General features: G+C 43.7%; 33 protein-coding genes. All 33 read left to right on the top strand.

Going from position 1 to position 25,785, the window contains the following annotated elements; all coding sequences use genetic code 11:
* Window positions 1-146: 146 nt before the first annotated feature.
* The 33 genes from G625_RS0101575 (at window position 147) to map (ending at window position 25,777) form a co-directional block, all read left to right on the top strand.
* Window positions 147-656 carry a shikimate kinase gene (locus G625_RS0101575; RefSeq protein WP_029199714.1) on the top strand — a complete coding sequence of 170 codons (510 nt, stop codon included), beginning with the start codon at window positions 147-149 and terminating at the stop codon, window positions 654-656.
* Between the two features lie 31 nt (window positions 657-687).
* Window positions 688-3,381, top strand: coding sequence for a translation factor GTPase family protein (locus G625_RS0101570; RefSeq protein ID WP_029199713.1), 2,694 nt, complete (start codon window positions 688-690; stop codon window positions 3,379-3,381).
* Window positions 3,382-3,606: 225 nt separating this feature from the next.
* Window positions 3,607-5,007 carry a UDP-N-acetylmuramate--L-alanine ligase gene (gene murC, locus G625_RS0101565; protein WP_029199712.1) on the top strand — a complete coding sequence of 467 codons (1,401 nt, stop codon included), beginning with the start codon at window positions 3,607-3,609 and terminating at the stop codon, window positions 5,005-5,007.
* Between the two features lie 528 nt (window positions 5,008-5,535).
* On the top strand, window positions 5,536-6,333 hold the full coding sequence (locus G625_RS0101560; protein ID WP_029199711.1) for a DnaD domain-containing protein: 798 nt from the start codon (window positions 5,536-5,538) through the stop codon (window positions 6,331-6,333).
* A complete protein-coding gene (locus tag G625_RS0101555; protein ID WP_029199710.1) occupies window positions 6,320-7,288 on the top strand; it encodes an ATP-binding protein in 969 nt (322 codons plus the stop codon). The genes G625_RS0101560 and G625_RS0101555 overlap by 14 nt, the downstream gene beginning before the upstream one ends.
* 164 nt (window positions 7,289-7,452) lie before the next feature.
* Window positions 7,453-8,667 (top strand): ribose-phosphate pyrophosphokinase, encoded by a 1,215-nt coding sequence (locus G625_RS0101550; protein WP_029199709.1) that lies wholly within the window; start codon window positions 7,453-7,455, stop codon window positions 8,665-8,667.
* 251 nt (window positions 8,668-8,918) lie between these two features.
* Window positions 8,919-10,112 carry an acyltransferase family protein gene (locus G625_RS0101545; RefSeq protein ID WP_029199708.1) on the top strand — a complete coding sequence of 398 codons (1,194 nt, stop codon included), beginning with the start codon at window positions 8,919-8,921 and terminating at the stop codon, window positions 10,110-10,112.
* Window positions 10,113-10,114: 2 nt separating this feature from the next.
* A complete protein-coding gene (locus G625_RS0101540; protein WP_029199707.1) occupies window positions 10,115-11,122 on the top strand; it encodes a class I SAM-dependent methyltransferase in 1,008 nt (335 codons plus the stop codon).
* Between the two features lie 206 nt (window positions 11,123-11,328).
* Window positions 11,329-12,582 carry a hypothetical protein gene (locus G625_RS0101535; RefSeq protein WP_029199706.1) on the top strand — a complete coding sequence of 418 codons (1,254 nt, stop codon included), beginning with the start codon at window positions 11,329-11,331 and terminating at the stop codon, window positions 12,580-12,582.
* 656 nt (window positions 12,583-13,238) lie between these two features.
* Entirely contained in the window at window positions 13,239-13,556 is a 318-nt protein-coding gene (gene rpsJ / locus G625_RS0101530) for a 30S ribosomal protein S10 (RefSeq protein WP_029199705.1), read from the top strand.
* A 52-nt stretch (window positions 13,557-13,608) separates the two neighbouring features.
* On the top strand, window positions 13,609-14,238 hold the full coding sequence (gene rplC, locus G625_RS0101525; RefSeq protein ID WP_029199704.1) for a 50S ribosomal protein L3: 630 nt from the start codon (window positions 13,609-13,611) through the stop codon (window positions 14,236-14,238).
* 25 nt (window positions 14,239-14,263) lie between these two features.
* A complete protein-coding gene (gene rplD, locus G625_RS0101520; protein WP_029199703.1) occupies window positions 14,264-14,884 on the top strand; it encodes a 50S ribosomal protein L4 in 621 nt (206 codons plus the stop codon).
* A complete protein-coding gene (gene rplW, locus G625_RS0101515; protein ID WP_029199702.1) occupies window positions 14,884-15,183 on the top strand; it encodes a 50S ribosomal protein L23 in 300 nt (99 codons plus the stop codon). The genes rplD and rplW overlap by 1 nt, the downstream gene beginning before the upstream one ends.
* Window positions 15,184-15,259: 76 nt before the next feature.
* On the top strand, window positions 15,260-16,105 hold the full coding sequence (gene rplB, locus G625_RS0101510) for a 50S ribosomal protein L2 (protein ID WP_029199701.1): 846 nt from the start codon (window positions 15,260-15,262) through the stop codon (window positions 16,103-16,105).
* 19 nt (window positions 16,106-16,124) lie between these two features.
* Entirely contained in the window at window positions 16,125-16,397 is a 273-nt protein-coding gene (gene rpsS / locus G625_RS0101505; RefSeq protein ID WP_029199700.1) for a 30S ribosomal protein S19, read from the top strand.
* A gap of 35 nt (window positions 16,398-16,432) precedes the next feature.
* The gene (rplV, locus tag G625_RS0101500) at window positions 16,433-16,822 is read left to right on the top strand and encodes a 50S ribosomal protein L22 (protein WP_029199699.1); all 390 of its coding nucleotides are present in this window, start codon (window positions 16,433-16,435) and stop codon (window positions 16,820-16,822) included.
* 14 nt (window positions 16,823-16,836) lie between these two features.
* Complete coding sequence (gene rpsC, locus G625_RS0101495; RefSeq protein WP_029199698.1) at window positions 16,837-17,499, top strand: 30S ribosomal protein S3; 663 nt, start codon at window positions 16,837-16,839, stop codon at window positions 17,497-17,499.
* A 2-nt stretch (window positions 17,500-17,501) separates the two neighbouring features.
* A complete protein-coding gene (gene rplP, locus G625_RS0101490; protein WP_029199697.1) occupies window positions 17,502-17,930 on the top strand; it encodes a 50S ribosomal protein L16 in 429 nt (142 codons plus the stop codon).
* A complete protein-coding gene (gene rpmC / locus G625_RS0101485) occupies window positions 17,930-18,133 on the top strand; it encodes a 50S ribosomal protein L29 (RefSeq protein WP_029199696.1) in 204 nt (67 codons plus the stop codon). The genes rplP and rpmC overlap by 1 nt, the downstream gene beginning before the upstream one ends.
* A 17-nt stretch (window positions 18,134-18,150) precedes the next feature.
* Entirely contained in the window at window positions 18,151-18,405 is a 255-nt protein-coding gene (gene rpsQ, locus G625_RS0101480; RefSeq protein WP_029199695.1) for a 30S ribosomal protein S17, read from the top strand.
* Between the two features lie 24 nt (window positions 18,406-18,429).
* A complete protein-coding gene (gene rplN, locus G625_RS0101475) occupies window positions 18,430-18,798 on the top strand; it encodes a 50S ribosomal protein L14 (protein ID WP_029199694.1) in 369 nt (122 codons plus the stop codon).
* Between the two features lie 12 nt (window positions 18,799-18,810).
* Window positions 18,811-19,116 carry a 50S ribosomal protein L24 gene (rplX, locus tag G625_RS0101470; protein ID WP_029199693.1) on the top strand — a complete coding sequence of 102 codons (306 nt, stop codon included), beginning with the start codon at window positions 18,811-18,813 and terminating at the stop codon, window positions 19,114-19,116.
* A gap of 20 nt (window positions 19,117-19,136) precedes the next feature.
* Entirely contained in the window at window positions 19,137-19,676 is a 540-nt protein-coding gene (rplE, locus tag G625_RS0101465; protein WP_029199692.1) for a 50S ribosomal protein L5, read from the top strand.
* Window positions 19,677-19,688: 12 nt separating this feature from the next.
* The gene (locus G625_RS0101460) at window positions 19,689-19,874 is read left to right on the top strand and encodes a type Z 30S ribosomal protein S14 (protein WP_029199691.1); all 186 of its coding nucleotides are present in this window, start codon (window positions 19,689-19,691) and stop codon (window positions 19,872-19,874) included.
* A 339-nt stretch (window positions 19,875-20,213) separates the two neighbouring features.
* Window positions 20,214-20,615, top strand: coding sequence for a 30S ribosomal protein S8 (gene rpsH, locus G625_RS0101455; RefSeq protein WP_029199690.1), 402 nt, complete (start codon window positions 20,214-20,216; stop codon window positions 20,613-20,615).
* Between the two features lie 93 nt (window positions 20,616-20,708).
* Window positions 20,709-21,251, top strand: coding sequence for a 50S ribosomal protein L6 (gene rplF, locus G625_RS0101450; protein ID WP_029199689.1), 543 nt, complete (start codon window positions 20,709-20,711; stop codon window positions 21,249-21,251).
* Between the two features lie 16 nt (window positions 21,252-21,267).
* Complete coding sequence (rplR, locus tag G625_RS0101445; RefSeq protein WP_029199688.1) at window positions 21,268-21,630, top strand: 50S ribosomal protein L18; 363 nt, start codon at window positions 21,268-21,270, stop codon at window positions 21,628-21,630.
* Between the two features lie 20 nt (window positions 21,631-21,650).
* Complete coding sequence (rpsE, locus tag G625_RS0101440; protein WP_029199687.1) at window positions 21,651-22,160, top strand: 30S ribosomal protein S5; 510 nt, start codon at window positions 21,651-21,653, stop codon at window positions 22,158-22,160.
* A 17-nt stretch (window positions 22,161-22,177) separates the two neighbouring features.
* Window positions 22,178-22,363 (top strand): 50S ribosomal protein L30, encoded by a 186-nt coding sequence (rpmD, locus tag G625_RS0101435; RefSeq protein WP_029199686.1) that lies wholly within the window; start codon window positions 22,178-22,180, stop codon window positions 22,361-22,363.
* Between the two features lie 11 nt (window positions 22,364-22,374).
* Window positions 22,375-22,818, top strand: a complete 444-nt coding sequence (rplO, locus tag G625_RS0101430; RefSeq protein ID WP_029199685.1) for a 50S ribosomal protein L15 — start codon at window positions 22,375-22,377, stop codon at window positions 22,816-22,818.
* Window positions 22,818-24,158: a preprotein translocase subunit SecY gene (secY, locus tag G625_RS0101425; protein ID WP_029199684.1), complete on the top strand. Its 1,341-nt coding sequence runs from the start codon at window positions 22,818-22,820 to the stop codon at window positions 24,156-24,158. The genes rplO and secY overlap by 1 nt, the downstream gene beginning before the upstream one ends.
* Before the next feature lie 167 nt (window positions 24,159-24,325).
* Window positions 24,326-24,973: an adenylate kinase gene (locus G625_RS0101420; RefSeq protein ID WP_029199683.1), complete on the top strand. Its 648-nt coding sequence runs from the start codon at window positions 24,326-24,328 to the stop codon at window positions 24,971-24,973.
* Window positions 24,974-25,024: 51 nt separating this feature from the next.
* The gene (map, locus tag G625_RS0101415) at window positions 25,025-25,777 is read left to right on the top strand and encodes a type I methionyl aminopeptidase (RefSeq protein ID WP_029199682.1); all 753 of its coding nucleotides are present in this window, start codon (window positions 25,025-25,027) and stop codon (window positions 25,775-25,777) included.
* Window positions 25,778-25,785: the final 8 nt, after the last annotated feature.

The raw sequence follows: 25,785 nt of genomic DNA, 5'->3' as shown, positions 1-25,785 counted from the left end.
CCTGAGCGCAGGGTTTTTCAGTAAAGTTCAGCGATGGACCATGGGGACGGAGTTAGTGGTTCATTTTGTCAAAAAATGAACCACTAACTCCGTCCCCATGGTCCGCCGCTGAACTTTAAAATTCTCAAAAAGAGGAGAATATAGCAATGAATATTACCATGATCGGAATGCCCTCCTGTGGCAAATCAACCATAGGAGTTATGCTTGCAAAGCTGGCAGCCATGGGATTTCTGGACGTAGACATTATGATCCAGGAAAAAACCGGAAAGAAATTGAAAGACATTATTGCGGAAGCCGGTCAGGACGGATTTCTGAAGGTGGAAGGTGATATCGCATCCTCCATAGATGTACAAAACACCATTATCGCACCGGGGGGCTCTATCTGCTATGAAGAGGAAGCTATGAAGCATCTTAAGGAAATAAGTAAGATAGTGTATCTCAAGATTTCCTGTGAAGATATGGAGCAGAGGATAGGAGATGTTACGGACCGCGGAGTTGCCATGCCGGAAGGCTTCACCCTCAGGGATTTATTCGATGAGAGGGCACCGCTTTATGAAAAGTATGCAGATGTCATCATTGATGAGAAGGGCAAGACCCCTGCGGAGATAGTCCGGGAAATAAAGAACTGGACAGAACAGATCGAAAAGAACATATAACGAAGTTCATGTGACGACGGAGGGTCAGCTTTTGGAAAAACAGCAAAAAAAACATCTGGTAATAGGAATTCTGGCGCATGTAGATGCCGGAAAGACGACATTGTCCGAAAGTATCCTTTACGAGTGCGGAAAGATCAGAGCCCTTGGCCGGGTTGATAACGGCAATGCTTATCTGGATACCGACGATATGGAAAAGGAAAGGGGCATCACCATCTTTTCAAAGATGGCAACCTTCGACCTTAAGGATATATCGGTATCCCTTCTGGATACTCCGGGCCATGTGGATTTTTCGGCGGAAATGGAGAAGACCCTTTCTGTCCTTGACTATGCCATACTTGTAGTTAATGGTGCCGACGGAGTTCAGGGACATACAGAGACCTTGTGGAAGCTTCTTCAAAGATACGGCGTTCCGGTCTTTATCTTTGTGAACAAAATGGATCAGCCGGGAACCGACAAGGATAAGCTTCTTGAGGATCTGAAAAAGCATTTCGGAGCGGCCGCAGTGGATTTCACGGAGGCCGGAAAGTATTCCATGTCGGAGGAGCTGAAGGAAAACATTGCCATGTGCGATGACCGGATCATGGAAAAGTATCTGGAAAAGAGTGAGCTGGATCCAAAGGATGTAAGGAACCTGATCTGGGACAGAAAGCTTTTCCCGGTATATTTCGGTTCCGCCCTTAAGAATTTCGGAGTGAAGGAATTTCTCGAAGGCATCCATACCTTTACGGAGATTCCCATGTACCCAAGCGTCTTCGGAGGCAAGGTTTTCAAGATCGCAAAGGATGATTCCGACAGACGACTTACCTATATAAAGATAACCGGAGGAGAAATAAAAGTAAGAGACGAGCTCCTGCCCGGAGAAAAGGTTTCGGAGATCCGTATCTACAGCGGGGAGAAGTATGTTAATGCAGACACCGCGGAGGCAGGCATGGTATGCACACTTCTCGGAATCTCGGGGCTTAAGACCGGGGACTCTGTGGGATGTGAACCCAAGGGAAAGGATCCATCACTAAAGCCGGTGCTGGACTATAAGGTGGAATCCCCTGATGTGGATGACCTTGAATTATACAGAAAGCTTGACACACTGGCAGACGAATTTCCCGAGCTTCATATCAGCTGGGACAAGAATCTCAAGGAAATACACGTTCATCTCATGGGTGAGGTGCAGATAGAGATCATTAAAAAAGTTGTGAAGGAGCGCCTGGGAGTTGAGCTCCTGTTTGGAGAAAGCAGGATACTTTATCTTGAAACAATAGACGATGCGGTGGAGGGAGTCGGACACTTTGAGCCGCTGAGACATTATGCCGAAGTTCACATACTGATGGAGCCTCTTCCCAGGGGAAGCGGTCTCAAGTTCAGATCTGACTGCAAAACAGATGACCTGGCCATCAACTGGCAGAGACTTGTGCTGACCCATCTCCGGGAAAAGGAACATGCGGGAGTGCTCACGGGAAGTCCGGTAACAGACATTAGATTTACGCTGGTTGCCGGAAAGGCTCACCTTAAGCACACCGAGGGCGGAGATTTCAGAGAGGCTACCTACAGAGCAGTGAGACAGGGACTTATGAAGGCGGTCAATGTCCTTCTGGAACCCTACTATGCCTTTACGCTGGAGCTTCCCCAGGAATATGTGGGCAGAGCCATGACGGATCTTTCCAATATGAACGGACATTTTGATCCCCCGGAGATAAACGGTGATACTTCAATCATCACGGGCACGGCTCCGGTTTCGGCCATGAGGGATTATCACAAAGAGGTTATGGTCTATACCAAAGGAAGAGGCCATCTTTTCCTTCGCTTCAGCGGCTATGACAGATGCCATAATGCGGAAGAAGTTATACAGAAGAGAGGCTATAACCCGGAGGAAGACATTCTGAATCCAAGCTCATCTGTGTTCTGCGCCCACGGCTCCGGTTTCATAGTGCCCTTCGACCAGGTGGAAAGCTACATGCATGTGGAGTCACCTTTGAAGCTTGAGGGTGAAGTTGAGAAGAGAGATTTCGAAGCGGATGTTGCGAAGCTTCAGAGAAGTGCCGAAGCAAAGTCGGACGACAAAAAATATAAAACCGGCGGACACTACATCGGGGATCAGGAGCTTGAGGATATATTCGTAAGGACCTTCGGACCCATCAAGAACCGTGCGAAGGAGGTTAATATCTCCAGCGCCCGCACCATAAGAGCCAAAGAGAAGGAAGAAAACAAGGCAGCAAACCGTAGAGACCTGAAGGCTCCGGAAAAGAAAAAGGAATATCTTCTGGTGGACGGCTACAACATCATATTTGCCTGGGATGAGCTTAATGAACTCGCCCGGTCAAATCTTGACGCCGCGAGAGGCAAGCTTCAGGATATACTGTCAAACTATGCCGGCTACACCGGAAAGGAAGTAATAGTTGTTTTCGATGCTTACCGGGTGCAGGGACATCAGGTGGAACAGACTAAGTATCACAATATCTATGTGGTATTCACAAGAGAAGCCATGACCGCCGACGAATATATAGAGGAAGAGACTCATGAGCTTAAGAAGCAGTATTCGGTTACCGTTGCAACCTCCGACAAGGTGGTTCAGGTCATAACCTGGGGAGCGGGGGCAGTGCTCCTCAGCGCCCGGAACCTAAAGGATGATGTGGACAGAGTGGTAAATACCGTGCGGAAAGAGCATCTCAATGACTCTGCCCCGGGAATCCGCATTGGCACAAGGCTGGAGATACCGAAAACTAATGAGTGATATTTAAACACGGAACGTAGGGCACCAAGGCTGTAAAAAGTTCATCAGGCTCCGTCCGATTCACGTTAAGACAGATTTTTTTCAATATTAATTGGATGCTCACCGTTTCGGACGGCCTCACTTGCGTTATAATTGACACGATGATATAATCTCTGAGTTAAATCGGACACGTATGACAGCGTAAAAGGCATTGTCCCCTTACGCTTTAGATAAGAAGGTATTTAAATGTATCAGATAAAATTTGACAAACCTGTACATGTACACTTTATAGGAATAGGCGGTATCTCCATGAGCGGTCTTGCGGAGATTCTGCTTTCAAGGCATTTTACAATTTCCGGATCTGACAGCAAGGAATCAGAGCTTACAAAGAAGCTTGTATCAGAAGGCGCTGTAGTCAATTATCCGCAGAAAGCCGAGAACATAACAAAGGATATCGATGTTGTAGTTTATACAGCTGCCATTCATCCGGATAATCCTGAGTTTGCGGCAGCCGTAGAGGCAGGGATACCCATGCTCACAAGAGCCCAGCTTCTAGGCGAACTCATGCGTAATTACAAGCAGGCCATCAACATCTCCGGAACCCATGGAAAGACCACAACAACTTCCATGATAACCGAGATACTTCTGGAGGCAGACGTGGATCCTACCGTAACTGTAGGCGGCATCCTCAAGGATATAGGCGGCAACATCAGAGTCGGAGGACAGGATACCTTCGTTGTGGAGGCCTGTGAGTATACAAACTCCTTCCTTTCCTTCTTCCCGACTATTGAGATCATTCTCAATGTTGAAGCAGACCATCTCGACTTCTTCAAGGACATAGATGACATCAGACACAGCTTCAGGCTCTTTGCCGAAAAGCTTCCTGAGGACGGACTTCTGGTTATAAACTCTGATATTAAGCATTTTGATTATTTTACCGAGGGACTCAAGTGTAAATGCATCACCTACGGACATGACAAGAGTTCCGACTATACAGCCAACTTCATAAGCTATGACAAGCTTGCTCATCCTACTTATACCTTATTCTATAAGGGAGAAGAGATTGCAAAGGTGGAGCTTGGAGTTACAGGAGAGCACAATATCTATAACTCAATGGCAGCCATTGCGGTATGCCGGGAGCTTGGTATCGAAATGGATGCGATCTTAAAAGGTCTTAAGCGCTTCACAGGTACAGACCGCCGCTTCCAGAAAAAGGGAACAGTCAACGGTTTCACAATAATCGATGACTATGCTCATCATCCTCAGGAGATAGCGGCAACCATAGAGGCAGCCAAGAAATATCCTCACAGAAAACTCTGGATCGCCTTCCAGCCTCACACCTACAGCAGAACTGCGGCATTACTTGATGATTTTGCCGGAGCTCTCAGCCAGGCGGACGAGATAGTGCTTGCTGACATTTACGCGGCAAGAGAGAAGAATACCATAGGCATAAGTTCTGATGATCTCAGAAAGCATATGCTTGAGCAGAACACCAATGTTTATTACATCCCGGAATTTCAGGACATTGAGAAATTCCTCCTTGAAAAAGTTAAGGAGGGAGATGTTCTCATAACCATGGGTGCCGGCAATATCTATGAGGTTGGAGAAGACCTCCTGAAGCTGCCCGGTGCTGTTATAGAGAAGTGATAGTATAATAATGAAGACCTGTGCCGGTACCGGCACGGGTCTTTTTTAATATCAACTATAATTACATCAAAATCAATTATAAAATAGTAAAAATGCTTAAAATTTAATATAAAAATGACCGTTCAGAAGTCAAAATAAGCGATTTTGAAAATAAAAATAATTTTTACTCCACACGAATCAATGGAAATCCACCGCCAAATTGTGGATAAACCCTGATTGTATTTAATAAATACATCTTTTTGGGGGATTGACATTTGAAAAGCCTCGAATTTTGCACATTGGAGAGAGGTTATAAACAAAATAAAAAAATAAGTGGATACTTGACAATTCAGTAGTGCACATTATCCACACCAATGTGGACAATTTTGGTGGATAAAGTTGTGGACTAGGCTTATTGAAGCACTAATTTTAGTATGCTAATATCAGTTCACCGAAGGGGAGAAACGTGAGATCGCAGCCGGGCAGTAGGGAAGATGGCTGCATTATCAGATCCATAATACTCTTCATTTACATTTGGGGGTTAATGAGATGGGCACGAGTATAGTAGATAATCTTGCAGTTCATGTAACATGCATATCGGATGATTTTCTGGATAAGTATCTTGGAACTGCAAACGGAGATTACATAAAAGTTTATTTGTTTATGCTTAGACACAGAGGAGAGCAGTTCTCAAAGGAGCAGGCTGCAGATGCTCTGAATCTCACCGATAAGGATATTGAGCGTGCGTTGAGATATTGGGAAAAGCAGGGCGTATTTGAAAGTTCTTCAGGATCACTTCAGGATCAGGAACGGGAGGACGAGGCAGAGCATAAAGTTGTCAGAAGAAAGAAAGCGAAAAAGGCTTCCATAACCGAGGAAGATTTTTTGGAAGCTGAAGAAAAGATGGAGACTCTTCAGGGCACGGTTGATGATGTAGAGACTGATGAAGAGTTCAACAGCATCTTATATTTTGCGAGACAGATGCTTCCTACACTGCCGAGCGTTCGCCAGGTTGGAGCTCTGAAGTTTATGTACAAAGAGCTGAAGATGTCTTCAGATGTTATAGAATTTCTTATAGAGTATTGTGCAAGTGCCAAAAAGACCACATATCAGTATATGCAGGCAGTTGCCATAAACTGGCATGAGCAGGGTGTTGTTACGGTCACACAGGCAACAGAACTTGTAAAATCCATAGAGGACGGTAAGAACAAGAAAAAGGTATCCGGATCTGCATCAAAAGCTTCCGGAAAATCAAACAAATTTATCAATCTTGAGCAGCGAGAGATTGATTACGATAGCATAGTAAACTTAAGAACACTAAACAGGATGAAGAATGTCACTAACTAATGCACAGTACAACAAAATAATGCGGGTTTATGACGATCGGCGGATGGAAAACAACAGAAAGCTCGAAAACCGCCGAAAGACAGCGTACGAAAAACTTCCGGAGCTTAAGACTCTGGAAGATTTTGTACGTTCGGAGTCTATAAAGACCTTCCATCTTATGAGAGACGGTCAGAAAGAAAAAATCGCTGTTTTGAAATCTCTCATAAGCGATGCGTCAAACCGTAAAAAGGAAGTGCTTGTAAAGAATGGTTACCCGGCAGACTATCTGGAAATGCAGTATTTTTGTCCTGACTGTAAGGATACAGGATTTATAAACGGTAAGAAGTGTCACTGTTTTATAGAGATGCAGATGAAATATCTCTATCAGCAGTCCAATATAGATCAGATAGTAAAAACCCAGAATTTTGACTATTTCGATCTTAACAGATATGACGACAGAGTTCCTATCCTTGCTGACGGAAAAACCAACCGGGAATATATGGCCGAGAACAGAAAGCTTCTTCTTCAGTGGGTGGAGGATTTCGATAAAAACCATGGAAACCTGATGTTTACGGGAAATACCGGAACCGGAAAGACCTTCCTTATAAACTGTGTGGCAAAAGCCCTTATGGACAGCTTCCATTCAGTGATATATCTGACAAGCACGGATCTTTTCGACAGCTTTTCCAAAGCTATGAAGGGTGATGATGAGGAGCAGCAGGATATGCAGGAAGCAATCCTCAATTGCGACCTTCTGGTCATAGATGATCTTGGTACAGAACTAAATAACAGCTATACATCTTCAAAACTGTTTTATGTACTAAATCATCGCATGGTTTTTCGTAAATCTGTCATCATTTCTACCAATCTTAGCCTCAATACCATAAGGGATTCGTACTCGGAAAGGGTATCTTCCCGCATAATTTCCGACTATTTGATCATCCCGCTGTACGGTAATGACCAAAGACTGTATTGACAGCTTTTGATACATGAAGTAATTTATCTAATGTTTATGTGTGGGGTTATGTATAAAAATCCATAATTTGCCGACATATATTAAAGACATGTGTTAATATGAACAATGTTTGCATGTTTTTGAAGGTTTGTTAAGGGACAGTTCTCATTAGGAGGAGAAAAGAAATGCCAGATTCCAGAACTTCAGAGTTTATTGAGCGTATTCCTGTTGGTCCGCTTGCACTTATGCCGCTTGATTCCATCATGCCACTTGGAAAGGCTGTTGATGGCTACTTATCAAGATGGCGTGGACAGCGTGAGAGTGAGCATAAGGAAACCATTGCTTTCAGCGGATATCAGAAGGATAGTTACATTGTTAAGTCAAAGGTTTCTAGATTTGGCTCAGGAGAGGGGAAAGCCAATGTTTTGGAGACTGTCAGAGGTGTTGACCTTTACCTTATGGTAGATGTTATGAATTTTTCTCAGACCTACAGTCTTTTCGGTCAGGTAAACCATATGTCACCGGACGATCATTATGCGGATCTCAAGAGAGTGATAGCTGCCACCACAGGAAAGGCAAAGAGGATCAATGTTATCATGCCGTTTATGTATGAGTCACGTCAGCATAAGCGTAACGGACGTGAATCCCTTGATTGTGCTATCATGCTCCAGGAGCTCCATGAGATGGGAGTTGAGAACTTCCTGACCTTCGATGCACATGATCCAAGAGTAATGAATGCTATCCCCAGAGACAGCTTCGATAACATTTCCTGCTCTTACCAGTTTATAAAATCCATACTTAACAGTATAGATGATCTTGATATCGACAAGGATCATATGATGATCATTTCCCCGGATGAAGGCGGAATGAGCAGAGCTATCTACTATGCCAATGTTCTGGGAATCGACATGGGTATGTTCTATAAGCGCCGTGATTACGCACAGGTAGTTAACGGACGTAATCCGATAGTTGCCCACGAGTTCCTTGGTACCAATGTTGAAGGCAAGGACGTATTCATCATAGATGATATGATCTCCTCCGGTGAATCATTGATCGATACAGCCAAGGAGCTTAAAGAGAGAAAGGCAAAGCGTGTATTTGCATGCTGTACCTTCGGACTCTTTACCTCAGGCTTCAATAAGTTTGATCAGGCCTATGCAAGCGGCACTTTAAACGGTGTTTATACTACAAACCTTATTTATCAGCAGCCTGAGCTTCTCACAAAGCCATGGTATCACAGTGTAGATAGGGCAAAGTATATCGCGCTTATCATTGACAGCCTCAATCATGATATGTCCATATCAACGATTCTTGACACTTCAACAAGAATCAATCAGAAGGTTGCAGCATATAAAGAGCATCGTGCAGGTGTGAATAAGCAGATGGAGCTCCCCCTCTGATCTGATGGTTAATATTGATATTTCCTGCATCAGATGATTCGTTAGTTTACTTTAACGGTAGTAATGAAGGGTCGCCCATTCCCGGGCGGCCCTTTTTAGTACTATCAACTATCTTTAATCCCGGGAGCCAGGCGGATTTGAATGGTCTGTAACAATTCACTGTGATGCTTTCTATAACAAGGAGCCGATTGGATCTGCATCTGTATGTCAGATATTAAAGCTCCCAAAAGCACGTTAATAGAGGAGAAATCTTGGAAAAAACCTACTTTTCTAATAAAGTTTACATATATACATTCATAATGGGTATCCTTGTAGTGCTTATCCATTCGGTAAATTTTGCTGACGATAACACTATACTCCTCACCATGATCCAGTCGGCAGATTATAACAACATTGATCTTTCGGGCCTGACGGGAATCCCGGCTCATGTTGAGAATTTTTTGTCCAATGCTGTGGGCCAGGCAGCAGTACCGGGATTTTTCCTGGTTTCCGGCTATCTGTTTTTCAGGGGACTCAAAGACCTTAAGGATATAGGAAATAAATGGAAAAAACGCTTCATGTCACTTGTGATACCCTACGGTGCATGGAATATTTTCTACTATATAATATATGTGCTTCTGGGGAAGGAAAGGTTTAGTCTGACAGGGCTCCACAGAGCTGTGGCTGAATACAGCTGCAATCCGGTGTTCTGGTATGTCTTTCAGCTTATATTGCTGACGGTACTTGTACCACTGTTCTTTATTTTATTAAGAAACAGAATCCTGACCTTTGGTTCAATGCTTTTATATACCATTTTGGTAGTAAACGGAGTGGACTTCCCATTGATAAATGAAGATGCCCTGTACTACTTTTTTTTCGGAGCCCTTACCGCAAGATGGTTTAAAGAAAGCTTTGAGACCCAGAGCACAGGAAAGAAGATCTGCGGACTGGGTTTGATCACAGCTTCATGGCTCACCCAGGTTTTCACCACAGTAGGGATGCAGATGTTTGTTATAGCACCGGTGGATTTTCATAAAATGGGGATTCTTCAGTATTTATATGTCGGTGGTGAGATATCGAAGATGATGGGGGTACTGATATCCCGGTGGCCTAAGCATTGGCTTGTCCTCATCCTGTCTTCGGGCGGACAGGTGCTGATAAATGTGGTCCGGAGACTCCTTCTCTGCTATGGAATCTGGTTTATACTGCCACTCAGGCTTCCCACGGCAAAGGATTTCATGAAGAACAGCTTCTTTTTATATGCCATACATTATCCGATTGCCAGAATCGGTATATATATGTTAGAGTACATGAACGCTGGTTACCATAGAAAAGAGGAGCAGGCTTTAAGGCTCCTTATGTATCTCGTAACACCGGTCATTTGCGTTTCGGCCGCTTACATGATGAAAAAAATGCTCAGGAGGAAAACTCCTTTTATATGGAAGATATTCAGTGGAGGTAGATGATAATGTTTATTGCGGATCATTGGAAAGATTATGAAGTTATAGATACAAGTTCCGGAGATAAGCTGGAGAGATGGGGTAAGTATATCCTTCGGAGACCCGATCCCCAGGTAATCTGGCATACCCCCTTTAAAAATCCGAACTGGAAGAAGCTGAATGGGCACTATCATCGTTCCGAAAGAGGCGGCGGAGAATGGGAGTTCTTTGATCTCCCGAAGCAGTGGAAGATCTCCTATGTATTGGGAGGAACCGCAGCGCGCCCTTCAAATTTTGATGAGAAGAATAAAGAAACCTACAGACCGGTGGCACCGGTGTATGAAAATCTTGAAAAGCTGCCGGAAAAGAGCAGAACATTAACCTTCCACTTAAAGCCCTTTGCCTTCAAGCATACGGGACTTTTCCCGGAGCAGGCGGCAAACTGGGACTGGTTTTCCAATGAGATCCTCGGTGAAGTCAACAGACGTAAGGCCCAGGGATCGGAAGAGCCTGTAAAGGTGTTAAATCTCTTTGCCTACACAGGGGGAGCAACATTGGCAGCAGCCGCAGCAGGCGCACATGTTACCCATGTGGATGCCTCAAAGGGTATGGTTCAGTGGGCAAAGGAGAATGCCGATGCCTCGGGACTCTCACAGGCCCCCATCAGATGGCTTGTTGATGACTGTACAAAGTTCGTTGAAAGAGAAATCCGCCGCGGCAATAAATATGACGCCATCATTATGGACCCCCCATCCTACGGAAGAGGACCTAAGGGCGAGATATGGAAGATAGAGGATGCGGTTTATCAGCTTATAGAGTTATCTTCCAGGCTTCTTACCGACAAGAGCCTTTTCTTCCTTATAAATTCATACACCACCGGACTTCAGCCTGCGGTTATGAGCTATATGCTGGGAGTTATCATTAAAAATAAATTCGGCGGAGAGATACATTCTGAAGAAGTAGGACTTCCGGTGACCGAAAACGGACTGGTGCTTCCCTGCGGGTGCTCAGGCAGGTGGGTCAGAAATACGAAATAATTATTGTAAATGCGCACTTCCCGGAACCTGTTGATGTAAGATAATCGTAATTAAATCACGCCGATTATTAATGGAATATAAATTGCAATTAATATCCCTGAAAGCTATTATTAAATCAAGAAAAGATAACTTGTGGAGAAGACAGGTTTTTGAGAGTGATGACTCTGAAAGAGACAGCTTTCGGAGGATCATCAGGAGGGTGTTATATGTTAAGAAGAAAAATTGCAAAACTTGCATTGACGACCGGAGTGTTGGCCGCGATTTCTGCCATCCATGTTATGGCTGCAGGCTGGACAACAAACGCAAAAGGCGATCAGGTATATGTTCAGGATACAGGAAATGTTGTTACCAATTCTTGGATAAAGGCCAATGACGGCGGATCTGTTATATGGTATTACGCTACACAGGACGGAACCTTACGTAAGGGTGGCTGGCAGACAGTAAACGGCAATAAGTATTATTTCGATGAAAACGGTGTTATGCAGACCGGATGGATCGATGAGTACAAGTATTATTGTGATCCTAACTCAGGTGCCGCAGTGACAGGCTGGAAGTATATTCCTATTCCTGATGATTTCGCATATTACTATTCGGATAATGCGAATTTTTCCGCAGGCTCCTATGCATGGTTCTTCTTTAACACAAGTAATGCACAGAAGTATTTTGCTGAAGGTGAGAATGTTACCGTAAAGACCATAAACGGTATAAAGTACGGTTTTGATGAGAATGGTGTTATGCAGCTTGGCTGGGCCAAGGTTAAGGATACATCACCTGAGATCGCAGGCTACATGTTCTTTGCTGAAAAGACAGACGGAAACTTCAAGCAGGGACAGCAGATATCCGGAACCTGGTACACAACAGTAGGTCCTCTTGAGTCATCTGGTTCAGGCTCCTTCGATAAGGATCTCGCAACAGGAGACGTTGAGTATTTCTACTTCAAGCCGTCAGGATATGTTGCGGCAGGAAACAGCAATGCTTATCAGGTTTGTACAGTAAACAACAAGAGATATCTGTTTAATGAAAAAGGAAATCCGGTATACGGAATGCAGCTCGGATGTACAGAAAATGACAGCACTACTCACTATTACTATTGCGGATCAAGCAAGTCTGACTGTTCTGTAAAGACCGGAAGATTCTCCATGACAGAGGCTGATGGCGACCGTATCACCTTCTATGCACAGACAAACGGAAGAGGATATACAGGCGTAAAGGACGGTTACCTCTACTACAACGGTAAGCTTCAGTGTGCAGATTCCGACAGCAAGTATATGGTCTGCAACGTTGAAGGAAAGGATTACGTAATATCAACCAGCGGTTCTGTTCAGAAGAACAAGAAGAACCTCAAGGATTCAGACGGCAACAAGGTTTCAACTAACGGAGACGGAACCCTTAAGCAAAATATCGAAGGAAGCTTTGCGGTATTGGAAGCAACTTCACCTGACATTGATGATATAGATTAAAATAAACATTATATTTAAGAAGAAACCCGGTTGTGATCCCGGGTTTCTTTTTTGATATATTCGCGATTTGAAAGTGACAGTTTAGCCGACTGACTGACCATTCATGCTCCGACCGATGGGGTATAAATGTTACGAGATAAAAACAAAGAAAACAAAAAAATAGTTGCAAATAGAGAACACCGGTGTTAATATATGACACGCACGGCAGGGTGTGAACCTGCCGGCGGTACATTAATAAAGATACGCACGGCTCAGTGGAAATGTATCGGATTTTATACATTTTTTCGAAATTACCGCTTGAATTATAGAAAAGCGTGTGTTATCTTAGTATTCGCTGTGACATGATAGCGATGAAATGAAGATTGCTTATATGGACGAAAGCCAAGATCCGTACAGCATTATCTGAAAAGATCCAGTGAACCTGCGGGTTCCGCCTGAGAGCTGATACGGCAACCAAGTATAAGGCATATAAGAGAACTTCATGGAGCGAATGTCTAGTTTAGAAACTGACGGCAGGTCACTGTACTACAATTTAATCCATTACACAGCAAATGGATTTTGATGCAGAGAAACTTTCATCTCACGATTGTTTCGCATGCAGTTAATGTACAGTCACCGACTTATCGTCAAATAACCGATAGGAGGCGACTTTTTTTATGGCAAGTCAAGTAATGAGAATCACACTCAAGGCTTATGACCACACACTTGTGGACGAATCAGCTGCAAAGATTGTGGAGAACTGCAAGAAGACAGGTTCACAGGTTTCCGGACCGGTACCACTTCCTACAAAGAAGGAAGTTGTTACTATCCTTCGTGCTGTACATAAGTACAAGGATTCACGTGAGCAGTTCGAGCAGAGAACTCACAAGAGACTTATCGACGTAATCAGTCCTAACCAGAAGACAATGGATGCTCTTCAGAGACTCGAGATGCCTGCAGGCGTTTACGTTGATATCAAAATGAAGAACAAGTAATGATTCTAGAATGAGTCTGAGACATCGGGCTCCGCTGTAGAAAGGAGAAACAATGAAGAAAGCTATTTTAGCGACAAAAGTAGGAATGACACAGATCTGGAACGAAGATGGCGTGTTGATTCCAGTAACTGTACTTCAGGCTGGTCCTTGTGTTGTAACACAGGTTAAGACAGTAGAGAATGACGGTTACGCAGCAGTACAGGTAGGCTTCCAGGACAAGAGAGAGAAGCTTGTCAACAAGCCACAGAAGGGTCAGTTCGATAAGGCTGGCGTTTCCTGCAAGAGATTCCTCAGAGAGTTCAGATTTGAGGATGCTGAGAACTACAATGTAAAAGATGAGATTAAGGCAGACATCTTTGCTGAGGGTGACAAGGTAGACGTTACCGCTATTTCAAAGGGTAAGGGATTCGAGTCAGCTATCAGAAAGTATGGTCAGCACAGAGGACCTATGGGTCACGGTTCCAAGTTCCACCGTCACCAGGGTTCTAACGGTACATCTGCAACACCTTCAAGAGTACTTCCTGGTAAGGCAATGCCTTCACACATGGGTGCTGTAAAGGTTACAACACAGAACCTTACAATCGTTAAGGTTGATGCAGAGAACAACCTGCTTCTTATCAAGGGAGCTGTACCGGGACCTAAGAAGGCACTTATTACTGTTAAAGAAGCAGTAAAGGCCTGAGACGAAAGAAAGGAGGAACATATAGATGGCTAACGTATCAGTATTTGATATGCAGGGTAAGGAAGTTGGCAAGATGGATCTCAATGATTCCGTTTTCGGAGTTGAGGTTAACGAGCACCTTCTTCACCTCGCAGTTGTTGCTCAGCTTGCTAACAAGCGTCAGGGCACACAGAAAGCATTAACTCGTTCTGAAGTTTCAGGAGGCGGAAGAAAGCCTTGGAGACAGAAGGGCACAGGACATGCAAGACAGGGTTCTATCAGAGCACCGCAGTGGAAGGGCGGCGGAGTAGTATTCGCACCTACACCACGTGACTATACAACAACAATGAACAAGAAGGAAAAGAGAGCAGCTCTTAAGTCTGCACTTTCCAACGCAGTAGCTGAGAACAAGCTTATCATTGTTGACGATATCAAGCTTGCAGAGATTAAGACAAAGAACTTCCAGGCTATGCTTGATGCCTTCAAGGTAAACAAGGCATTCGTTCTTCTTGATTCAAATGACAAGAATGTTATTCTTTCAGCAAGAAATATCCAGGACGTTAAGACAGCCGGCGTAAACGAGCTCAATGTTTATGACGTTCTTAAGTATCAGACAGTAGTTGCTACAAAGGCAGCTGTTGAAAAGATTCAGGAGGTATACGCATAATGGCAGACATTAAGTATTATGACGTTATTCTTCGCCCGGTTATCACAGAGAAGTCAATGGGCGAGATGGCATCCAAGAAGTATACATTCCTTGTTAATCCACTTGTAACTAAGACTCAGGTTAAGGAAGCCGTTGAGAAGATGTTCGAAGGAACAAAGGTTAAGGCAGTTAACACAATGAACGCTGACGGCAAGACAAAGAGAAGAGGCCTCAAGTTCGGTAAGACAGCCAAGACAAAGAAGGCTATCGTTACACTTACAGAAGATTCAAAGGAAATCGAGATTTTCAAGGGCCTTTGATAAGGATTAACAATTAGACACAGTCACGTGAAAAATTCTCTATTATACGTGACATTATAAAAGGAGAAAACAAGTCATGGGTATAAAGACATATAAACCTTATACACCTTCGAGAAGAAACATGACCGGTTCAGACTTTTCCGAGATCACAAAGAAGACTCCTGAGAGATCACTTCTTTCAACAGTTAAGGAAAATGCCGGCAGAAACAATCAAGGTAAGATCACTGTTCGTCATCAGGGTGGCGGAAACAGACAGAAATACAGAATCATTGATTTCAAGAGAAACAGCAAGGATGGTATCCCTGCAAAGGTAATCGGAATCGAGTATGATCCTAACAGAACAGCAAACATCGCTCTTATCGCCTATGCTGATGGAACAAAGGCATATATCCTTGCTCCTAACGGTCTTACAGACGGCATGAAGGTTATGAGCGGTCCTGATGCTGAGGCAAGAGTAGGTAACTGCCTTCCTCTTTCAAAGATCCCTGTAGGTACAAACGTACACGCTATCGAGCTTCTTCCCGGTAAGGGCGCACGTATGGTGCGTTCAGCAGGAAACGCTGCTCAGCTTATGGCAAAAGAAGGAAAGTATGCAACACTCAGACTTCCTTCAGGCGAGATGAGAATGGTTCCTATCGAGTGCCGTGCAACAATCGGTGTTGTAGGTAACGGAGATCACAACCTCATCAATATCGGTAAGGCCGGAAGAAAGAGACACATGGGATGGCGTCCAACAGTTCGTGGTTCTGTTATGAACCCTAACGATCACCCTCACGGTGGTGGAGAAGGAAGAGCTCCAGTCGGAAGACCGGGTCCTTGCACTCCTTGGGGCAAGCCGGCACTTGGACTTAAGACACGTAACAAGAAGAAGGCTTCTAATAAGCTTATTATCAGAAGACGCGATGGTAGAGCCATCAAATAATTGAGGAGGAGAGAAAAATATGGCACGTTCAATTAAAAAAGGACCATTCATCGATGCTTCACTTAAGAAGGCAGTTGATGCAATGAACGCTTCCGGAAACAAGTCAGTTATCAAGACTTGGTCTCGTCGTTCCACAATCTTCCCATCTTTTGTTGGTCACACGATTGCGGTACATGATGGAAGAAAGCACGTTCCTGTATATGTAACAGAGGACATGGTTGGTCATAAGCTTGGTGAGTTCGTTGTAACAAGAACTTTCCACGGCCACAGCGGTAACGAGAAGAGAGCTTAAATCTCGCGCATATTTGAAAGGAGGACATTTTAACAATGTCAAAAGGTCATAGATCTCAGATTAAGAGAGAGAGAAATGCAAATACTGTAAAGAGACCTTCAGCTACTCTTTCATATGCAAGAGTATCAGTTCAGAAGGCATGCTTCGTTCTTGATGCCATCAGAGGCAAGAATCTCGAAGAAGCACTCGGTATTGTTTCGTACAACCCCAGATATGCTTCTACATTAGTTAAGAAGCTTCTTGAGTCTGCAGCAGCCAATGCAGAGAATAACAACAACATGAACAGAGACAATCTTTATGTTGCTGAGTGCTATGCAGGTGCAGCTCCTACAATGAAGAGAATTCATCCAAGAGCACAGGGCAGAGCTTACAGAATTTTAAAGAGAAACTCACACATTACAGTAGTTTTGGACGAGAGAAAGTAAAAGGAGGCATATAAATGGGACAGAAAGTCAATCCGCACGGCATAAGAGTCGGCGTTATTAAAGATTGGGATTCCAAGTGGTATGCTGACAAGAAGAACTTTGGCGATACACTTGTTGAGGACTACAATATCAGAAAATTCCTGAAGAAGAGACTTTATTCTGCAGGTGTTTCCAAGATCGAGATCGAGAGAGCTGCAAACGACAAGGTTCGTGTAGTTATCTTTACAGCAAAGCCTGGTTTCGTAATCGGTAAGGGCGGCGCAGAGATCGAGAAGGTTAGAAAAGACGTTCAGAAGCTTACATCAAAGAATGTAAACATCGATATCAAGGAGATCAAGAGACCTGACCGTGATGCTCAGCTTGTTGCAGAGAACATCGCTCAGTCACTTGAGAACCGTGTATCTTTCAGAAGAGCTATGAAGCAGGCTATGCAGAGAACCATGAAGTCTGGTGTTCTTGGTATCAAGGCATCAGTTGGTGGACGTCTCGGCGGTGCTGATATCGCTCGTCGTGAGTTCTATTCTGAGGGAACTATTCCTCTTCAGACTTTAAGAGCTGACATCGACTATGGTTTTGCAGAGGCAGACACAACTTATGGTAAGCTCGGTGTTAAGGTTTGGGTTTACAAGGGAGAGGTTCTTCCTGCCAAGAAAAACAAGGAAGGGAGCGATAAGTAATTATGTTAATGCCAAAGAGAACGAAGTATCGTAAGCAGATTCGTGGAAACATGAAGGGCAAAGCAACCAGAGGCAACAAGATTGCTTATGGTGAGTATGGTATCATCGCTACTGAGCCTTGCTGGATCAAATCAAACCAGATCGAGGCAGCCAGAGTTGCTCTTACAAGATACATTAAGCGTGGTGGTCAGGTTTGGATCAAGATCTTCCCTGACAAGCCAATCACAGCTAAGCCTCTCGGAGTCAGAATGGGTTCCGGAAAGGGTGCTGTAGAATATTGGGTAGCAGTAGTTAAGCCAGGTAGAGTAATGTTCGAAATCGCTGGCGTACCTGAGGAGACTGCAAGAGAGGCTCTTAGACTTGCGTCACACAAGCTTCCTTGCAATTGCAAGATCGTTTCCAAGGCCGAACTGGAAGGCGGTGATAACTAATGAAGAAGAAAACCTACTTAGATGAGTTAAAGGCAAAGTCAACAGAGCAGCTTAATGCTGACCTTGTTTCAGCCAAGAAGGAACTCTTTAACCTGAGATTCCAGAACGCTACAAATCAGCTTGATAATACAGCAAGAATAACAGAGGTTCGTAAGAACATCGCGCGTATTCAGACAGTTATCACAGAGAAAGCTAAAGCGTGAGAAAGGAGAGCACAACAATGGAGAGAAATCTTAGAAAGACACGTACCGGTAAGGTCGTTAGTGCAAAGATGGACAAGACCATCGTTATCGCTATCGAAGATCACGTTAAGCACCCGGTAATCGGAAAGATCGTTAAGAGAACTGTTAAGATCTACGCTCATGACGAGAACAACGAGGCTGGTGTAGGCGATACAGTTAAGGTTATGGCTACAAGACCACTGTCAAAGACCAAGAGATGGAGACTGACAGAGATCATCGAGAAGGCTAAGTAATCAGGAGCAAGGAAGGAGCATTATATGATTCAGCAGGAAACAAGACTTAGAGTTGCTGATAACACAGGTGCAAGAGAACTCCTTTGCATCCGCGTTATGGGTGGCTCAACCAGAAGATATGCTGCAGTCGGAGATATAATCGTAGCATCTGTTAAGGATGCAATCCCTGGCGGACAGGTAAAGAAGGGTGATGTTGTTAAGGCTGTTGTTGTTAGAACAGTAGACGACATTCGCCGTAAAGATGGTAGCTACATCAAGTTCGATGAGAATGCAGCTGTTATTCTCAAGGACGATGGAACACCAAAGGGAACTCGTATTTTTGGACCGGTAGCTAGAGAGCTTCGTGATCATGGTTACATGAAGATCGTTTCACTCGCTCCGGAAGTACTGTAAGGAGGTTACCAGATGCGTAGAATTAAGAAAGACGATATGGTACAGATCATTGCCGGTAAGGACAATGGCAAGCAGGGCAAGGTACTTTCTTTTGACCCCGCAACCAACAAGGTAGTCGTTGAAGGCTGCAATATGGTAACCAAGCACCAGAAGCCATCTCAGGGAAATCCTCAGGGTGGTATCCTTCACAAGGAAGCAGCTATCGACGCTTCTAACGTTATGCTTGTAGTTGATGGACAGCCTACACGTGTTGGCTTCGAGATCAAGGACGGCAAGAAGGTAAGAGTTGCTAAGAAAACTGGTAAGGTTATCGACTAAGAGAAAGGAGGAATTTCAAAATGGCTAGATTAAAGGATCTTTACAATAGCGAGATCAAGGATGCTATGGCTAAGAAGTTCGGTTACAAGAATGTAAACGAGATTCCTAAGCTTGATAAGATCGTTATCAACATGGGAGTTGGAGAAGCTAAGGAAAATTCCAAGGTTCTCGACAGCGCAGTTCGTGATCTTGAGATCATTACAGGACAGCACGCTGTAACAACTAAAGCAAAGAAGTCAGTCGCAAACTTCAAGATCAGAGAGGGTCAGGCTATCGGATGCAAGGTTACTCTTCGTGGTGAGAAGATGTATGAGTTTGCTGACAGACTTATCAATCTTGCGCTTCCTCGAGTAAGAGACTTCAGAGGCGTAAATCCTAATGCATTTGATGGCAGAGGAAACTATGCACTTGGACTCAAGGAGCAGCTCATTTTCCCTGAGATCGAGTTCGATAAGGTTGACAAGGTTAGAGGTATGGACGTTATCTTCGTAACAACAGCTAAGACTGACGAAGAGGCTAGAGAACTTCTCAGACTTTTCAACATGCCGTTCGCAAAGTAATCGGAGGGAAATATGGCTAAGTTATCAATGAAGTTAAAGCAGCAGAAGGCACCTAAGTTCTCAACAAGAGCTTACACAAGATGCAAGATCTGCGGAAGACCACACAGTGTACTCAAGAAGTATGGCATCTGCCGTATCTGCTTCCGTGAGTTAGCATACAAGGGTGAGATTCCAGGAGTTAAGAAGGCTTCTTGGTAAGTCCTTAACTTCAATTTAGAGCCGATGGCAATGTTTTGGAGAATTCCAAAATGTTGTCAAAGGTGATAATTTCTGGATTGTATTCAAAGAAATACAAAAATATTTCTAAAAGATACGCCAGACCGGGTTGAAACCCGGAAAGAAATGGTTATAATGTAAATGTTGCGCCACAGGAAGTACTGTTCACACAGTACCATTTGGTTAAGCATCATATCTTTATGATAGGATGGACTGACCGAGTGAGAACACCCTGGAGACGTGGCATTTGCTTTGTCCGGATTTATTCCGGATATATAACAAAATTATTTTAATACTATTTGAGAAAGGATATCCGTAAAAATGAGTATGAGTGATCCAATCGCAGATATGCTTACAAGAATTCGTAACGCAAATACTGCAAAGCATGACACAGTAACCATCCCATCATCAAAGATGAAAGTAGCTATCGCTGACATCCTTGTAAATGAAGGTTACATCAAGAAGTATGAGCTGGTTGATGGCGGTAAGTTTAAGGACATCAAGGTAACTCTTAAGTACGGCGCTACAAAGAACGAAAAGATCATCAGCGGCATTCGTAGAATTTCCAAGCCAGGTCTTCGTGTATACGCTGGCAAGGAGAATATGCCATCTGTTCTTGGCGGACTTGGTATTGCAATTGTTTCTACAAATCAGGGCATCATGACCGATCGTGAAGCAAGAGCAAAGGGCGTTGGCGGAGAAGTTCTTGCATTTGTATGGTAATTGACCATTCAGATAAAAGAGCATCAAAGCAAGTAACTGTAAACATCTGAAAACTGTTTAATAACAGAGAATTTAAGAGAGAGGAGACATAGTATGTCACGTATCGGAAAATTACCGGTAGTTATCCCAGCAGGCGTTACTGTTGAGATCAAGGACAACAACCTCGTAACCGTTAAGGGACCTAAGGGAACTCTTGAGAAGGCATTCGCTAGAGAGCTTACTCTTGAGCAGAACAACGGTGAAGTTGTTGTTAAGAGACCTAATGATAATAAGAAAGAGAAGTCCCTTCACGGACTTACAAGAGCACTTCTCCAGAACATGGTAGACGGTGTTACTAACGGATTTGAGAAGAAGCTCGAGATCAACGGTGTTGGTTACAGAGCAGCTAAGCAGGGTAAGACTCTTACACTTACACTTGGCTATTCTCATCCTGTAACTATGGAAGATCCTGAGGGCGTTGAGACAGTTCTCGAGGGTACAAACACAATCTTCGTAAAGGGTATTGACAAGGAGAAAGTTGGTCAGTACGCAGCTGAGATCCGCAGCAAGAGAGGACCGGAGCCATATAAGGGCAAGGGTATCAAGTATGCTGCAGAGGTTATCAGACGTAAGGTTGGTAAGACTGGTAAGAAATAATTAGGAGGAAAGTGAAATGGTAAGTAAGAGAAATAAGGCTGAACTTCGCCAGAAGAAGCACCAGAGACTTAGAAACCGTTTATCTGGTACTCCAGAGAGACCACGTCTTTCTGTATTCAGATCTGACAAGCACATGTATGCACAGGTTATCGATGATGTTGCAGGCAACACTCTTTGCGCTGCTTCAACACTTGATAAGGATGCAAAGTTAGAAATTACAAATAACATTGAGGCTGCTCAGTATGTTGGTAAGGCAATTGCTGAGAAGGCTATGGCTAAGGGAATTAAGACTGTTGTATTTGACAGAGGTGGTTTCCTTTATCACGGTAAGGTTCAGGCTCTTGCAGATGCTGCCAGAGAAGCCGGCCTTGAATTCTAATCGAGAGGAGAACAAGCAAGATGAAGCGTGAAAGAATTGATGCAAATCAGTTAGAATTAAACGACAACGTCGTTGCCATCAAGCGTGTTGCGAAAACTGTAAAGGGTGGTCGTACCGTTAGATTCTCAGCTCTCGTAGTAGTTGGAGATGGCAATGGCCATGTAGGTTGTGGTATCGGTAAGGCAGTTGAGGTTCCTGAGGCTATCCGTAAGGCACGTGAGGCTGCTTGCAAGTCTATCGTTACAATTCCTGTAACAGAAGAGAAGTCTGTACCACATGATTATGTAGGTAAGTTTGGAAGTGCAACAGTACTTCTTAAGAAGGCACCTGAAGGAACCGGTATCATCGCTGGTGGTCCTGCACGTTCAGTTCTTGAGCTTGCCGGTATCAGAAATATCCGTACAAAGTCTTTAGGTTCAAACAATAAGACAAATGTCGTTCTTGCTACAATCACAGGTCTTACTTCAATGAAGACACCTGAGGAGTTTGCTGCACTTCGCGGTAAAACTGTAGCTGAGATCACAGGTTGATCAGGGAGGGTAAAGTAATGGCAGATAAGAAGTTAAAGATTACACTTGTAAAGTCTCCAATCGGTGCTATCCCTAAGCAGAGAGCAACCGTTCAGGCTCTTGGTCTTCGTAAGATTCGTCAGACAGTAGAGCTTCAGGACAATGGCGCTACAAGAGGTATGATTCAGAGAGTTAACCATCTTGTAAAAGTTGAAGAAATCTAAGGAGGCATACAATGGAGTTAGCTAATTTAAAGCCGGCTGACGGCGCTAAGCAGTCAAAGAATTTCAGACGTGGCCGTGGCCATGGTTCAGGAAATGGCAAGACAGCCGGTAAGGGCCATAAGGGTCAGAAGGCAAGATCAGGAGCACCAAGACCAGGATTCGAAGGTGGTCAGATGCCTTTATTCAGACGTATTCCTAAGAGAGGATTCAAGGATCCTAACTCTAAGGTTATCACAGGAATCAACCTTTCTGTTCTTGAGACAAAGTTCAACGATGGTGAGGAAGTTACAATTGAGGCTCTTCTTAACAAGGGAATCATTAAGAAGATTAACGATGGTGTTAAGGTTCTTGGAAATGGTGAACTTACAAAGAAGCTCAATGTTAAGTTAACAGCTTTCTCTGCATCAGCAAAGGAAAAGATTGAAGCTTTAGGCGGAACCTGTGAGGTAATCTAATGTTCAAATCAATACTAAATGCATTTAAGGTAAAGGATTTAAGAGATAGACTTTTATTCGTTTTCCTTATGCTCGTAGTAATTAGGTTTGGATCGAATCTTCCTATTCCGGGTGTAAACTCAGGATATTTTGCCGAGCTTTTCAAAAGCATGGCTGATAATGATGCATTTGGTTGGTTTAATACGATGACCGGTGGCTCTTTCGAGCAGCTGTCGGTCTTCGCATTGTCAATCACACCGTATATTACTTCATCCATCATCATCCAGCTCCTCACAGTTGCAATTCCTGCACTTGAAGAGTTACAGAAGGATGGTGAAGAGGGAAGAAAGAAGCTCACTGAGTACACAAGATATGTGACTATCGGACTTGCTCTTATTGAGTCAACTGCGATGGCCGTAGGATTCGGTGGACAGGGGCTTCTCATCGGTTACGCTGATGCGAGCATGTTGAGAAAGATTGCAGATGTTGCTATTGCGGTAATTACAATGACAACAGGATCTGCACTTCTCATGTGGATTGGTGAACAGATAACTGATAAGGGAATCGGTAACGGTATTTCACTGGTTCTTCTTTTTAATATCCTTTCATCTATTCCTACTGATTTTCAGACTTTGTATGTTAGATTCATACAGGGGAAAAATGTTGCGACAATGGTTGTAGCAGCTATCATTATTGCTGCATGCATCATTGCTCTTGTAGCTTTTACAGTCGTTTTGACTGATGCTGAACGTAAGATTCCGGTTCAGTACAGCCGTAGAGTACAGGGCAGAGGTCTTGTAGGAGGTCAGTCTTCATCAATTCCTCTTAAGGTAAATACGGCCAGCGTTATGCCGGTTATCTTTGCAAGTTCACTTATGACCATGCCTGTTGTTATCGGACAGGTTCTGAAGGTAGATTACGGCACAGTATGGGGCAAGATCCTTATGGGCCTTAATTCCGGTTCATGGTGTAATCCTGATGCGCCTATCTACAGCATTGGTTTGATAGTTTATATTGCACTTCTGTATTTCTTCGCTTATTTCTACACTTCCATTTCTTTCAATCCTTTGGAAGTGGCAAATAACATGAAGAAGCAGGGTGGATTTATTCCGGGTATTCGTCCGGGTAAGCCTACCAGCGATTATCTTGATAATATTCTTAAATATATCATTTTTATCGGTGCAACCGGCCTTGCAATCGTTGCAATAGTTCCGATCTTTGTTTCGGGAGTATTCAATGTGGGTCGTATATCTTTTGCGGGTACTTCGCTTATCATCATAATCGGAGTTGTGCTTGAGACACTTAAGGCTATTGAATCACAGATGGTTGTAAGAAATTACAAGGGATTTTTAAACGACTGATCATAACAAAAGCCTCCTCAGGACTATTTTCCGGGGAGGCTAAAAGTGTTTATACTCGTAAACGCCATTAAATGTTGATCTCATTGAACTAAAATGCGTTTACTCGTTATACAATAAACGTATTTGAAGACATTTACGTTAACATGTATATTATATGGAGGCCTCATATGAAGATCGTTATGTTAGGAGCGCCCGGTGCGGGCAAAGGCACACAGGCAATTAAAATCGCAGATAAGTTTGGCATTCCTCATATTTCAACCGGAGACATTTTCAGAGCCAATATTAAAGGCGGAACTGAACTCGGTATGAAAGCTAAGTCATATATGGACAAGGGACAGCTGGTTCCTGATGAAGTTACTATCGGTATGCTTTTAGACAGAATTGCCGAGGATGATTGCAAGGATGGCTATGTACTTGATGGCTTCCCACGTACCATCCCTCAGGCAGAAAGTCTTACAAAGGCACTTGCCGATAAGGGAGACAAGATCGATTTTGCTCTGGATATAAATGTACCTGATGAAGCAATTCTTACACGTATGTCAGGAAGAAGAGCCTGCCCTAAATGCGGTGCAACCTATCATATCGTATATGCAGCTCCTCAGAAGGAAAACATTTGCGATAAGTGCGGAAGCGAACTTATCATCCGTTCAGATGATAAACCTGAGACTGTTCAGGATCGTTTAAATGTTTACCATAAGCAGACTGAGCCACTTATTTCTTATTATAAGAATGAAGGCGTTTTCTGTGAGGTTGACGGTACCAAAGAGCTTCAGGAAGTATTTAACGATGTAGTTAAGGTTCTTGAGAACAAATAATGTTTTTGATAGATCATAAGTTTCTAAGTTTGAGTCGGAAAGAAGTATTAAATGATAGAAATCAAATCAAAACGAGAAATAGAATTGATGAGAGAAGCCGGAAAGATTCTCGGCGAAATGCATAACAGAGTCGGAGAGAAGATTAAGCCCGGCATAAGCACCGGAGAGCTTGACGAGTATGCAGAAAAGATCATGCGTAAGCTTGGAGGTTTCCCAAGCATGAAGGGTCTGTATGATTTCCCCGGATGTTGCTGCATTTCCGTAAATGAAGAAGTAATTCATGGCATTCCGGACAGACGCCGCATTCTCAAAGAAGGCGATATTGTTTCCATTGATACCTGCACAAGTTTTCACGGTTACAATTCAGATGCAACCAGAACCTGGGCAGTGGGTAATGTTTCCGATGATGCGAAGAAAATTATGAAGGTCTGCTACGATGCATTCTGGAAGGGTGCAGAGCAGGCGGTGGAAGGAAATCATTTAAATGATATCTGTTCCACCATCGGGAATTACGTTGAATCACAGGGGTGCGGAGTCATAACAGATTATTGTGGACACGGCATCGGAAGTGAGATACATATGGATCCCGAGGTTCCAAACTATGATCTCCATAGAAAAGGACCAAAGTTATGTGCAGGTATGGTACTTGCAGTAGAGCCCATGATAACACTGGGTTCACCGGAAGTGCATACAGGCTCGAATGGCTGGTCGGTTATTCCGGATGACGGAAGCCTTTCATGCCACTATGAAAATACGATTCTTATTACAGAGAATGGACCTGAGATCCTAAGTCTGGTTAATTGATAAGAAGA

Source organism: Oribacterium sp. NK2B42 (genome assembly GCF_000424445.1).
In the GTDB taxonomy this organism is placed as follows: Bacteria; Bacillota; Clostridia; order Lachnospirales; family Lachnospiraceae; genus Oribacterium.
The sequence above is the reverse complement of the archived record's forward strand: the minus strand, read 5'-3'. Positions and strand labels throughout refer to the sequence as shown.